A 12682-nucleotide genomic window follows, 5' to 3' on the forward strand; every position below is an offset into this window, starting at 1 on the left:
GAAAGTGGAATTAGGTCTGTAGTATTACTGCTAGACATATTTTTAGTTGTAAAAAAGATAGTATTAACAAAAAATTTTGAACTGTTTTTTCAATTCAGCAACCTGACTTAGGAGTCATGTTGCTTTTTTATATTTTCAGATATACTAAGACCATAAAAAGAAAGCTATAAAAACTAAATAAAAGGGAGAAGAACGCAATGGCATTAATTTCAGCTCCATTAGTAACTTGTGTATGGTTTGTGGGATGAAATACAGAATAAAATCCCAAAGTATAGAATATCAGACAATTATTATTGAAAATGAGACCGATTTAGAGTGTCTATGTAGAGTTGATGTAAATCATAGACTCTTCAAAATTATTTACTCAGAATCTTGGTCGACTATAGAATTATTATACAAAGAAGGTAAAATTGAAAATTTCAGAGTTAATATAAATTAGGGGGTGAAAAAGATGATTTGGGAAGCAATTATTATAGCATTGAAAACGCTAGCTTAGTTTAAATAATAAAAATATATTCTAAAGAAAGGTGGTAAAAACCATGACAAAATTTGAAACTATGGACAATGTAACTAAAAATTATGTGGCTCTTTCAGAAGAAGAACTAAAGGCAACAGAAGGCGGAATTGTACCAGTTATTGCAATTTGGGCAACAGCTGCAGGTGTAGGCTTCTCTGGAGGCATTGCTGTCGGTCTAAATTATGTTAATCGTCATTGATAACATAAAAGAAAGTAGGTCGGATATGAAAGAATTTTATGAATATAGATATGCTATTCTATTCACAGTTATAGCGTGTATTGGATTTTTAGCAGGAATTGCTGTAGGACTTAATAGTTTAAACTAAAGTGAGGTAAAATTATGAAAAATGATATGACAAGAAAAATTGATAATGTTGTAAAATTCGAAGAATTAACATCTGAAGAATTGCAACAAATTTCTGGTGGAATTGCTCCAGTATTAATTGGTGTTGGCGTCGCTGCAAGTCTTGGTGGAGGTTTTGCTGCAGGCTACACTTTGGCTAGAGTTTTTGGTTAAACTGAGGGAGAAGATATTATGACAAAATTTGAGCAAATGAATAGTATGAACCAAAAATTTGTACCACTTTTAGATGAAGAATTAATGGTGGTAGAAGGTGGTGCTCTTCTTACAACCACTATTGCAGGAGTCGCAGCTTGGAAAATTATTGGTGGAGCAGGATTAGTCGGAGCAGGTATTGGTGTTGGATATTTGGTAAATAAATAAAGGAGTATTTTATGGAATTAGCAGTAAACAAATTTGTGGAATTAACAGATGAAGAATTGATGGAAATCGAAGGTGGCGGAGCAGGTGTTGCCATTGCTTTATTTATGGCAGGATACACCATTGGAAAGGATATCGCACAACGAGGTAAATAAATATGGTACAGGATAGAATAACCACTATATCTACAATTATTTTTATATTATGGAGTCTATCCTACATTCTTCATGATTTAGGAATAATTTCATGGTTCAATATGGATTTAATTCCATTGCCTATCGTAATTATCTTATATCTGGCTATCTATGAAGGTAGTAAGAAATTTGCAGGTAGTTAATTAATAATATAACAGTGGAGTTACTAAGGGTATAGGTATAATTAACTATGAATAATATAAATTTAGGAACACTTCTCCCTAAAATGACTACATTACCATTGGTAGTAATTGCAATGAATATTATTAGTCATTTATACTTACAAAAATTAATGAGTAACTCAGAATATACTTGGATGGTATTAGGTTTAATTGCCTCTGGGTATTTTGGAATATTTTGTAAAGTCATAGAGTAGAAAATATTTAATATTTTATAAAGCAATGTGGCTTTAAGCTAGGTTGCTTTTATTTATTTGATAAACTACGGAAATTAATATAAAAAGATATCTACAAATGTATTGCATTGGTAGTACTGTAGTAATGACAATAGACCATAACAGTATAGAAAGGAAACTTACATATGTCTAAAAAACCACTGGTAATTCCTACTAATAATGCAGTAATAATCATTGCTGTTTCAATGATAATCGGATTTTTAGCAGGAATTCTTGCTGGATTAAATAGTTTGAACTAAAAAAGCTGTTTTTACAGCTTTTTTAGTACCTGTTTTCAATTTAAAAAAATAGTGTATGATAAAAAGAATAATATTTCTAATGGGAGAATTTATGAAATTTAAGAAAAAACATTATCGTGCTCAAGTTGATACACGAGACTGTGGTGTGGCGGCTTTAGCAATGATTTTTGATTTTTATGGCTCGTACTATTCTTTAGCAACCTTACGAGAGCTTGCACAAACTACCCAAGAGGGGACAACAGCTTTTGGTTTGGTAAAAGTTGCTGAAGGAGAAGGTTTTGAGACCCGTGCTTTTCGTGCTGGTATGTCCCTTTTTGATGAGGATATCATCTATCCATTTATAGCTCATGTACTTAAAAATGGTAATTTGATGCACTATTATGTCGTTACAGGGTGTGATAAAAAGACTATTCACATTGCTGACCCTGACCCTAGTGTGAAATTGACTAAAATATCACGAGATCGTTTTGAAAAAGAGTGGACGGGAACAGCGATATTTATAGCACCAGCACCTAATTATAAAGTTCATAAAGAACAAAAAGATAGCTTGCTATCATTTATTCCACTTTTAGCTCGTCAAAAGGGATTGATAGTTAATATTGTAGTTGCAACATTTTTAGTGACAATAATAAATATTATCGGTTCTTATTACCTTCAATCTATAATTGATACTTATATTCCACAACAGATTAAAAATACACTTAGCATAATTTCTTTTGGATTAATTATTGTTTACTTACTACAGCAACTAATCGCTTACGCACAAGAATACCTCTTATTGGTACTTGGTCAACGTTTATCCATTGATGTCATTTTATCTTATATCAAACATATTTTCCATTTACCAATGTCGTTTTTCGCCACTAGAAGGACAGGGGAAATTGTATCACGGTTTACTGATGCTAACTCTATTATTGATGCACTTGCAAGTACCATCCTTTCAATCTTTTTAGATGTTTCTACTGTCATTATTGTTTCAATCGTTCTATTTTCACAAAATAGCAACTTATTCTTTATCAGCTTATTAGCTTTACCTATTTATACGATTATCATTTTTTCTTTTATGAAACCATTCGAACGTATGAATCAGGAATCTATGGAAGCTAATGCGGTATTATCATCATCCATTATTGAAGATATTAATGGTATCGAAACAATCAAATCTTTAACAAGTGAAAAACAACGTTACCAAAAAATCGATAGAGAGTTTGTTACTTATCTAAAAAAATCATTTGCTTATGGCAAAGCAGAAAGTGCGCAAAAGATACTCAAAAAATTAGCTCAATTATTACTAAATGTTGGGGTCCTTTGGCTTGGAGCAAACTTGGTGATGGATAATAAAATGACTTTAGGACAGCTTATTACCTATAATACTTTATTAGTCTATTTTACTAATCCGTTGGAAAACCTAATTAACCTTCAAACAAAACTCCAAACAGCTAAGGTTGCTAATAATCGCTTAAATGAAGTTTATTTAGTTAAGTCAGAATTTGAAGATAAGAAAACAGTTCATGATATAAATAATTTTAGTGGTAATATCACTCTTAAAGATGTTAGCTATAGATATGGTTATGGACAAGAAGTTCTTTCAGAGATCAAATTAACAATCAAGGCTGGTAGCAAATTATCATTTGTTGGTATTTCAGGGTCAGGAAAGACAACTCTAGCTAAAATGTTAGTTAACTTCTATAGTCCAACTAAGGGAGAAATACTTTTGGATGATGTCAACTTCAATGAAATTGACAAAGAAAGTTTACGTCAATATATTAATTATTTGCCACAGCAACCATATGTATTCAATGGTACTATTCTGGATAATCTGTTGTTAGGTGCTAAGGAGGGCACAACACAAGAAGATATTTTTAGAGCTGTTCAGTTAGCTGAAATAAAATCTGATATTGAGGCCATGCCACTTAATTATCAAACAGAATTAACAACGGATGGGGTAGGAATTTCTGGTGGACAACGCCAACGTATTGCTCTTGCAAGAGCATTGCTAACTGATTCTCCAATACTTATCTTGGACGAAGCAACAAGCAGTTTAGACGTTCTGACAGAAAAGAAAATTATTGATAATTTGATGGCCTTAGATAAAACATTAATCTTTATAGCGCATCGATTAACAATTTCTGAAAGAACAGAGCATATTGTTGTTCTTGATAAAGGGAAAATTATTGAAGAGGGAAATCATGAAGAATTACTACAGAAGCAAGGTTTTTATGCTCACTTAGTAAACAGTTAGGAGAATATTATGTATGAAGAACTATTAGAAAGCTCTGAATTTTATCAAAAACGGTATCACAATTTTTCGACTAGACTTATCCTGCCTGTTTTTGGCTTATTAGTATTTTTTGTTATTTTCCTAATTTTTATGAAAAAAGAAATCACTTTGCAAAGTACAGCAACTATTGAACCTGTAAAGGTGTTATCACAAATACAATCGACTAGCAATAACAAAATTAAAACAAATAATCTTTCTGAAAATGCTACCGTAAAAGAAGGGGATTTACTGATTGAGTATGCTTCTGAAATTGAGTCCGTTCAAAAAGAAAACGCTGAGCAACAATTGGAGTCATTAAATCAACAAAAATCACAGTTAGAACTGCTAAAAACGAGTATTGAAAATGATAGTAATCAGTTTGATAGAGAGGATTCTTTTGGTTACTTACAACGCTTTGAAGATTATTTAAGCCAAAAACAAACACTAGCAGGTGAAGTTGAACAAGAAAATAGTACAATATCTTCTCAAAATTCATCAGCAACTGAAACACAAAATACAATAGGGAATATTATGAACGATATTTCTCAAAAAATCGCTGATTACCAAACTTTAAAAAATGCAATTTCTTCAGGTGAAACAATTGATAGTTCAAATACTGGTTATTTTATCTATCTAGTTTATAATGCCCAAAATCTATCATCGTTGAATGAGGATGATAAGGCAGCTCTTAAAACGCAGACTATTTCACAGATAGATACGCAAATTAACCAACTTCAAACAGAATTATCCAGCTATCAAATTCAATATTCAAGCTCTGGAGCTCAACAAGCCTATAATTCTAGTTTAGATAGTCAATTGTCATCATTAAAAGCACAAAAAATAGCAGAAGTTAGTCAAGAAATGACTGCTTTAGACCAAAGAATTCAAGAATCGGCTAGTGAGCTTGAGCTTCAAAAGTACGCCTTAGATGCAACCAAAATTCTATCTACTAATACAGGTATTGTACATGTAAATCCGGAGGTTATTGATTCTGAAATTATTTCTGAAGGGACGACTATTGCTCAGATTTACCCATCAATAGAAGAAAAAAAAGAAGTTAACATTGAGACCTATATACCTTCTGATGCTATATCAACTTTAGAAGTTGGTGATGAAGTAAAATTTAAAATGCAGGATTCTGCAAATAATGATACAACACTTACTTCTAAAATTACAAGTATTGATTCAAATGCTACACAAACAGAAGAAGGGAACTATTTTAAAGTTATTGCAAAGACAAGACTGTCTAAAAAACAAGTGGGAAAACTTAAGTACGGTATTTCTGGTAATCTTGTCATCATAACAGGTGAAAAGACGTACTTCAATTATTATATTGATCAATTTTTAAACTAATATATAATGACTGCTATATCCTAAAAAGAGGTAAGAGAGTTTTTTTAGGTGAACAGTAACAAGTTTATCTAGTAAAAAGATTCTGTAGTTTCAGCGAAAAGACCGATATTTGCTATGCGTGGTATGTATGCTTCTATACTGTAAAAGTAATTTTCAAAATGATTTTTTAGATTTATACTAACCTCATCAACAGTTATGGAGGACAATTGCAATGAAAAATATTTTGATTCTTGGTGCTAACGGACAGATTGCCCGTATTGTTGCAGAACGTTTGCTGGCAGAACAGCCAGAGACACATTTAACTTTGTACTTGCGCAACAGCAGCCGTGTCAATGACTTAGCAAAAAACGCTGAGCGTGTTGATGTTGTGGAGGGGGATATTTATGATCTTGAAACTCTAACCAAAGCAACAGCAGGTCAGGACTTGGTTTTCATTTCCAATGTTGACCACGATCCCAACAACCGCATCACTCAAAATGTTATTGATGCGATGAAAGCAAACGGTGTTAACCGTGTCGTGGCCTCAAATGTTCTTGGAATTTATAATGAAGTTCCGGATGAATTTGGCCGCTGGAATCGGGAAACAATCGGTCAAAGCGGATTAAGCAGCGCTCTGCGCTCCGATAAACTTTTAGAAGAATCAGGGCTCGACTACACGACCTTGCGTTTACCTTGGCTCAACGATCGCAATGAAATAGATTACGTTATTACTCATAAAAATGAAGAGTATGTAGGGGTGTCCGGTTCACGTAAGAGTATGGCAGATGTTGTCGTACGCATTGCTGAGAATTTTGATTTTCTCAAAAATGACAGCGTCGGTATTGCAAATGCTGCTACACAGGGCAAAACAAGGCCAGTTTATTAATGATTTGAAACTGATTGCGGCCTAAGCCCTTTGTATCTTGCTGGGGATGAAAATCTGGCTCTGAATTGTTGCGGGTGGGATTGTGAACTGTTTTCTTCCGGAAAACTTCCGTCCCGCTTTTTTAATGAATGAAGGAGGATTATGTTTACTGAAGAGACTACTTTGCAAGAGATTTATGAAACAGCAGAGTTTGCTGGTTTTGCGCAACGGCTTTTCCCTTTGGACTTAAATATGTCTCCGCAAATGACGCTTGCGCAAGCTAGCTATGCCCTTCCTTGGTACGGTCATTCAGCTAAGGCTTCCCGTACCGTTTCCATTATGAATGAGCTGCGCAGCAGGGCGCAGGAGGGGCAGACGGTATTTTATGAAATATACAGTTTTGAGGAGCAGCAGGCTGATGTCTCAAAGAAACGCACAGGTCTGCTGTTTTTTAAAGGCCGCCCTCATGCAGGCACGGCTATTGTTAATGCAGGGGGAGCCTTTCAGTTTGTCGGCGGCCTGCAGGACAGTTTCCCTCATTGCCAGTATTTGGCAGCTCAAGGCTACAATGCCTTTGCATTGATTTACAGACCGGGTGCAAAAACGGGGCGAAAAGATTTAGCCCGTGCTATCGCTTTTCTGCACGAACATGCTAAAGAGTTGGGGCTGGACATGACAGGCTACTCACTCTGGGGCGGTTCTGCGGGCGCTCGTTTAGCTGCATGGCTGGGAAATGATGCAAACAATGGCGGAGAAAAGTCTTATCCTAAGGCCGGCGCTGTTATTATGCAGTATACAGGATTTAATCAAGTGACAGGGCAGGAGCCTCCAACTATGGCTCTTGTCGGAAGCAGAGACTGGATTGCCGATTACCGAATCATGCAGAAGCGTATTGACACTATTAAGGCCAACGGGACGCCGGCTGTCTGCAAAGTCTATGAAGGCCTTGAGCACGGATTTGGACTGGGTGAAGGGACAAAGGCTGAGGGCTGGATTGATGATGCCATCGCCTTTTGGGAAGAAAATAAAAGAAAGTAAACTTGTTATGGCAGCTACTATTCACATACCAGAAAAACTTAAAAATATTCCAAAAAATTATTTTAAGCCCTGCAGACAGGCGGGACGTCTGGAGACAGTGGTTTACCAGACTTATGAGTCTTTTTCATATACATCGGCAGACCCTCTTCCTTTAAAAAAGGAGGCCTTGGTGTATCTGCCCTATAGCTACAGGGAGGATCGGCCCTACCCGATTGTTTATCTCAGCCATGGCGGCTGGTCCGATGAGGCGACAACTATGGGAAGACCAGAGCAGCCGAGAGCTTTCAAACATATTGTTGACCATGCCATAGCTAATGGAGACATGGAGCCTATGCTCATTGTACTGCTGACTTATAATAATACCAGCTCTGAGGACAGCAGTGATTATGGGCTGGCTATTGATCTGACAAGTCGTTATCATAGAGAACTGGTTAATGACCTTATACCTGCAGTTGAGGGAGCTTACAGTACTTATGCTGAGTCTGTCCGTCCGGCTGATCTCAAGGCCTCACGGCATTACCGTGCTTTTAGCGGATTTTCTATGGGGTCAGTCAATACTTGGCGGACTTTTGAGCATGCTCTGGATTATTTTTATTATTTCAACCCTATGAGCGGCAATGTTTCAACGCCGCCTGCTGTTTTTGCTGAGGCAGCAGTTAGCAGGAATCTTGATTTTCTCATCTATGCAATGACTGGGACAGCGGACTTTGCCTATGCAGCTTTCAAAAATCAGGTGCTGAATTTAGCTGAACAGGCGCCAGAAGTCTTTAAATTGGACAGTAATCTTTTCTTTCGTGAAAGAGCCGGTGCCAAACACGATTACAGTGCTGTTTGTGATTATACTTACAATGCTCTGAGCTGCTTTTGGCAAAGTCATAAACTATGAAGCGCTGCTTTTTGTGAACCATTATTCAGCCTTGTTTTCAGAAAAATGTTTAAGTAACCATTCGGAAAGACCGAGTGGTTACTTGCTTAGTTATGAGGAAAAAATATTTGCTCACTCTTCTGACTTGCTGGGGAAGCGGGAACTTTCTGGAATACCTAAAAAGCAGTTTTTTGCTATCATACGCCAGTAAGAAGGCATTTGAAGGCCTTGTTTTGAGTCAATCATGCACCATACGGGCTATGTATGCTAGCTTGCTCTTAAAGTAATTTTCAAAAAGTTTTCAGTAAGGTATATTAATAATATCAAAGGCAAGCCTATTGATAAAATTGAAAGGATACATCTTTATGTCAAAATTATTGGAAAATAAAGTAGCTCTTGTCACAGGCGGAGGGTCAGGTATTGGCCGTGCTATCGCAGACCGCTATGCTGAAGAAGGAGCTAAAGTTGTAATCGCCGGACGCCGTGAGGCCGTTTTGCAGGAAGCGGCAGCAGCGAATGCCAATATTTCCTATGTTGTAGCAGATATTACCCGCTCAGACGATGTCGCTAAAATAGCTGGGACTATAGACTTCGGCGGTCAGCTGGATATTTTAGTGAATAATGCTGGCTGGGCTCCCGTTACTCCTTTAAAAGAATTGATCTTGGACGATTATGACCGTGCTTTTGCTCTGGATGTCCGTGCACTTTTGGATATGACTATCCAAACCCTGCCTTTTATTATTAAGTCGAAAGGAACAATCATTAATCTTTCAACTGTCGGAGCACAGCATCGGGGACCAAATATGTCCATGTATCTTGGAGCCAAAGGAGCAGTCGAAAACTTCACCCGCGTTTGGGCCTTAGAGTTGGCTGCTGACGGTGTCCGTGTTAATGCCATTGCTCCTGGGACAATTGCTACTGATATATGGAATCAGACAGATTTATCAGAGGCAGATGCTAAAGCCCATATGGATCGTATTGTCAGCATGATTCCGCTTCAGTATGTTGGTTCTGCTGCCGATATTGCCAATGCTGCGGCTTACCTTGCTTCATATCAAGCCAGTTATGTCACCGGTGCTGTTATGGCTGTTGATGGCGGTATGGGAGCAAGCTGAGACTTTACTTATATTCTTGTACAGTTCAGCAAATTTATTATGAATCCATCAAATCTGACAGCCCAAATTAAAACAATAATCTGCTTCCTGTGCAGATTAGACCTTAAAATATAGCAAACACCTTTGAGGCAAAATTTTTGCCTTAGTCTTAACAAAAATAAGAGAGGAATTTAAATGACTGTTCAAAATGTTACTTTTAAAAATAAGGACCTTAACTTGCGTTTAGCTGGGCACCTTTACTTGCCGGCGGATTTTAATGGAAACAACAACTACCCTGCTGTTGTTGTGACCGGCCCTATGCTTTCAGTGAAAGAGCAGGCGCAAAGCACCTATGCTAAATATCTGGCTGAGGCCGGTTATATCGCTTTAACCTTTGATGGTTCTTACTTTGGTGAAAGCGAGGGCTTCCCCCGTCAGCAGGAACTTCCTGATGTTAAAGAAACGGATATTGAAGGGGCGGTTGATTTTCTTGAAAGCCTGCCTTATGTGAACAATGACCGTATTGGCGGACTTGGTATCTGCGGTTCCGGCTCCTACATGTCTGTTGCCGGCGTTAAAGACCCGCGCCTGAAAGCTATCACAGCTATTGTGCCGGCTATCTCAAATATTTCGACCTCTCCGATGACAAACTTCTTTATGCCGGAAGACGAGGTTAAAGCTGCGAAAGCTGCTTACGAAAATGGTATTGGAGATCTTCTTCACCTCAATTTTCTGCCGCGTGCATTTGAAGAGGGAGCAGCCTACTACTACACTGCCAGAGGCAATAAGCCGCGCTGGAGCAATCAAGTTGTGGCTTGGAGTCAGCTGGAACTTATCGAATATAATGTGACGGAAATTATGAAAGATATGACTAAGCCTTATCTGGTGATTTCAGCAGAAAATGCTTGGAGTCAGCCTGCTTCTCGTGAAATCTTTGATGCTGCAAGAAGCGAAGTCAAAGAATGGGTGATTATTCCTGAAGCCGGTCATTATGACCTTTATGATCTCTTCCCCTTTGTCGATGAAGCAGTCGAAAAAATCCTTCCTTTCTTTGCAGAAAACCTTTAATGCCAAAGCTATTTAAGCTCATGCCAGCGGTTTTACAGTTCCAGCCGCAAAAGGTATTCCTATAAAAATCGGGACACAAACGTAAAAAAAGCCAAAAGCAGGCAGTGAAGCCAAAAAGCGGGTGCAGGACCTCAGGTTATAGAATTCTTAGTTCTCCGATTTCTAGGTCCAGACCTCTGTTTAATTTCTACAAACAAAGCTGAGATCGTCTGTCTCAGCTTTGTTTTTTATTAAGATACAAAGGCTGTTAAAAACGCAAAAGCAAAAATGGCGGTAAGCCAGAAATCTATGATTTCGTAGGCGCACCTCTGCCAGAACGACTAGAAGGGTGCTGTCTACTGCTAAGGCGACAAAGTCTTCAGACGTTTACGGCTGCCTAACTGTGAAATCAGTTCTATATTTGACCATGTTTTTTCCCGCAGCGTTTAGGGCGTGTTCAATTCATTATGTCAGTTTCTTTGAATGGTTGCTGTAAGTATTTAGCTGTCTTCTTCGTCGCAAACGGCATCATAGCCAAGGTGACGCTTATAATTTTTCAAAGCTATTCTGTTATGGGGAAGTAAATTATCCGGTAGGTTGTTTAGCCTAGCCCATAACAGTTCTTTTATTTGGTTTGGTTCATTATTTTTTATCTCAGCTCTTTTATTATCAGATATTTTGTAAAGAAAATAGATATAAACATAGTTGTCCTTAACGTTTTGAATAAGTGTAATATAAGTCAGCTCTTGTGGCAAAATTTTTAGTCCTAGTTCCTCTGAAGCTTCCCTTACCGCTGCATTTTTCAGTTCCTCATTGCTGTTAACATGGCCGCTGACACCTAAATCATAGAAACCATCCATATACCCAGTATTATTTCTCAATTGTAAAAGTATTTCACTGCCTCTCAAGATAATAATGGAAACAGTCATTTTAAATTTACCGTCTTTCAAATCAATTATCTCCTTATCTATTTTAATCAAAGCTTTATGGCTTCAGCAATCCTACGCCTGTTACAGCGAATATAAGTCTAACATTTCAATGGCCTATTACAATTGAAACCAATATTCTTTCTGCCGATATTTATTGTATCATTTTAAATCTTTATAAAGCTATAAAGATTTTTAAACATAACAGTATATTGCCTTATAGAGCAGGTAGCGTTTGAAAATATGACGTGGATTTGTTATGATGAGCTTATAAAAGATAAAGGAGTTCATTTGCAAGGCAGAATTATTAAATCTTTGGCCGGCTTTTATTATGTTGAGTCAGAGGGAAAAGTGTATCAGACACGGGCACGCGGCAATTTCAGAAAAAAAGGGGAGACCCCTTATGTCGGAGATTTGGTGGACTTTACAGCAGATCAGCATTCGGAAGGCTATATTTTAAAAATTTATGAAAGAAAGAACAGCCTGGTCCGCCCGCCTATTGTTAATATTGATCAGGCTGTAGTGGTGATGTCGGCTAAAGAGCCGGATTTCAATCCTAATTTATTGGATAGGTTTTTGGTTTTGTTAGAACATAAAAGGATCTGTCCGCTGGTTTATATTTCCAAAACGGACTTGCTGACGGACAGCCGGGAGCTGGAGATGATTCGATCACGGTATGAAGACATCGGCTACCGCTTTTTTTCGAAAACAGCAGAACTGCCGCCTGTGTTAAGAGACCGCATAACCGTTTTTATGGGGCAGACCGGTGTCGGGAAATCGACGCTTCTGAATCAGCTGGAACCGGAACTGCAGTTAAAAACAGCGGCCATATCCGACAGTCTTGGCCGCGGCCGTCATACGACACGGGCTGTCAGCCTATATGATGTCTGCGGCGGAAAAGTTGCAGATACCCCAGGTTTTTCTTCTCTGAATTACGAAATAACAGATAGTGAAAGTCTGACAGCTGCTTTCCCAGAGATAAAGGCCGCCAGTTTTTCTTGCAAATTCCGTTCCTGCACCCATACACATGAGCCGGACTGCGCTGTGAAGACAGCCCTGGAACAGGGGGAGATTTGGCAGCAGCGCTATGAGCATTACCTGCAGTTTCTAAGTGAAATTGAGAACCGGCGTGAAACGTATCAAAAACTCAGTAAAAGAAAGTAGGTTAG

General features: G+C 37.9%; 13 protein-coding genes. 12 read left to right on the forward strand and 1 reads right to left on the reverse strand.

Translation table 11 applies throughout. The annotated features are described in order from the left end of the window. The first annotated feature begins 539 nt into the window (after positions 1 to 539). From AB3329_RS05000 to AB3329_RS05050, 11 genes are all read left to right on the forward strand, one after another. Entirely contained in the window at positions 540 to 716 is a 177-nt protein-coding gene (locus tag AB3329_RS05000) for a class IIb bacteriocin, lactobin A/cerein 7B family (RefSeq protein WP_368394632.1), read from the forward strand. Between the two features lie 141 nt (positions 717 to 857). After that, on the forward strand, positions 858 to 1034 hold the full coding sequence (locus AB3329_RS05005; RefSeq protein ID WP_368394633.1) for a class IIb bacteriocin, lactobin A/cerein 7B family: 177 nt from the start codon (positions 858 to 860) through the stop codon (positions 1032 to 1034). 18 nt (positions 1035 to 1052) lie between these two features. After that, entirely contained in the window at positions 1053 to 1241 is a 189-nt protein-coding gene (locus AB3329_RS05010) for a hypothetical protein (RefSeq protein ID WP_368394634.1), read from the forward strand. An 11-nt stretch (positions 1242 to 1252) separates the two neighbouring features. Continuing rightward, positions 1253 to 1393, forward strand: a complete 141-nt coding sequence (locus AB3329_RS05015) for a class IIb bacteriocin, lactobin A/cerein 7B family (protein ID WP_368394635.1) — start codon at positions 1253 to 1255, stop codon at positions 1391 to 1393. Between the two features lie 784 nt (positions 1394 to 2177). Then, positions 2178 to 4328 (forward strand): peptide cleavage/export ABC transporter ComA, encoded by a 2151-nt coding sequence (comA, locus tag AB3329_RS05020; RefSeq protein WP_368394636.1) that lies wholly within the window; start codon positions 2178 to 2180, stop codon positions 4326 to 4328. Positions 4329 to 4337: 9 nt separating this feature from the next. Then, complete coding sequence (locus tag AB3329_RS05025; protein WP_368394637.1) at positions 4338 to 5699, forward strand: bacteriocin secretion accessory protein; 1362 nt, start codon at positions 4338 to 4340, stop codon at positions 5697 to 5699. Positions 5700 to 5910: 211 nt separating this feature from the next. Beyond that, positions 5911 to 6564: an NAD(P)H-binding protein gene (locus AB3329_RS05030; protein ID WP_368394638.1), complete on the forward strand. Its 654-nt coding sequence runs from the start codon at positions 5911 to 5913 to the stop codon at positions 6562 to 6564. A 141-nt stretch (positions 6565 to 6705) separates the two neighbouring features. Then, positions 6706 to 7581 carry an alpha/beta hydrolase gene (locus AB3329_RS05035; protein ID WP_368394639.1) on the forward strand — a complete coding sequence of 292 codons (876 nt, stop codon included), beginning with the start codon at positions 6706 to 6708 and terminating at the stop codon, positions 7579 to 7581. A gap of 7 nt (positions 7582 to 7588) precedes the next feature. Then, entirely contained in the window at positions 7589 to 8467 is an 879-nt protein-coding gene (locus tag AB3329_RS05040; protein ID WP_368394640.1) for an alpha/beta hydrolase, read from the forward strand. A gap of 344 nt (positions 8468 to 8811) precedes the next feature. Beyond that, positions 8812 to 9561 (forward strand): SDR family NAD(P)-dependent oxidoreductase, encoded by a 750-nt coding sequence (locus AB3329_RS05045; RefSeq protein WP_368394641.1) that lies wholly within the window; start codon positions 8812 to 8814, stop codon positions 9559 to 9561. Between the two features lie 174 nt (positions 9562 to 9735). Further along, entirely contained in the window at positions 9736 to 10608 is an 873-nt protein-coding gene (locus tag AB3329_RS05050) for an alpha/beta hydrolase (RefSeq protein ID WP_368394642.1), read from the forward strand. Positions 10609 to 11087: 479 nt separating this feature from the next. Here the strand turns inward: AB3329_RS05050 and AB3329_RS05055 are convergent, their stop codons facing one another. Continuing rightward, positions 11088 to 11567 carry an NUDIX domain-containing protein gene (locus AB3329_RS05055; RefSeq protein ID WP_368394643.1) on the reverse strand — a complete coding sequence of 160 codons (480 nt, stop codon included), beginning with the start codon at positions 11565 to 11567 and terminating at the stop codon, positions 11088 to 11090. A gap of 237 nt (positions 11568 to 11804) precedes the next feature. Between AB3329_RS05055 and rsgA the strand changes: the two genes are divergently transcribed. After that, positions 11805 to 12677, forward strand: coding sequence for a ribosome small subunit-dependent GTPase A (gene rsgA / locus AB3329_RS05060; RefSeq protein ID WP_368394660.1), 873 nt, complete (start codon positions 11805 to 11807; stop codon positions 12675 to 12677). Positions 12678 to 12682: the final 5 nt, after the last annotated feature.

Source organism: Streptococcus huangxiaojuni, from assembly GCF_040930515.1.
Classification (GTDB): domain Bacteria; phylum Bacillota; class Bacilli; order Lactobacillales; family Streptococcaceae; genus Streptococcus; species Streptococcus huangxiaojuni.

Coding starts and splice junctions, on each gene's coding strand:
- AB3329_RS05030 (WP_368394638.1), top strand. CDS start 5,911: ATGAAAAATATTTTGATTCTTGGTGCTAACGGACAGATTGCCCGTATT.
- AB3329_RS05005 (WP_368394633.1), top strand. CDS start 858: ATGAAAAATGATATGACAAGAAAAATTGATAATGTTGTAAAATTCGAA.
- comA (WP_368394636.1), top strand. CDS start 2,178: ATGAAATTTAAGAAAAAACATTATCGTGCTCAAGTTGATACACGAGAC.
- AB3329_RS05045 (WP_368394641.1), top strand. CDS start 8,812: ATGTCAAAATTATTGGAAAATAAAGTAGCTCTTGTCACAGGCGGAGGG.
- AB3329_RS05035 (WP_368394639.1), top strand. CDS start 6,706: ATGTTTACTGAAGAGACTACTTTGCAAGAGATTTATGAAACAGCAGAG.
- AB3329_RS05015 (WP_368394635.1), top strand. CDS start 1,253: ATGGAATTAGCAGTAAACAAATTTGTGGAATTAACAGATGAAGAATTG.
- AB3329_RS05040 (WP_368394640.1), top strand. CDS start 7,589: ATGGCAGCTACTATTCACATACCAGAAAAACTTAAAAATATTCCAAAA.
- AB3329_RS05000 (WP_368394632.1), top strand. CDS start 540: ATGACAAAATTTGAAACTATGGACAATGTAACTAAAAATTATGTGGCT.
- AB3329_RS05025 (WP_368394637.1), top strand. CDS start 4,338: ATGTATGAAGAACTATTAGAAAGCTCTGAATTTTATCAAAAACGGTAT.
- AB3329_RS05050 (WP_368394642.1), top strand. CDS start 9,736: ATGACTGTTCAAAATGTTACTTTTAAAAATAAGGACCTTAACTTGCGT.
- AB3329_RS05010 (WP_368394634.1), top strand. CDS start 1,053: ATGACAAAATTTGAGCAAATGAATAGTATGAACCAAAAATTTGTACCA.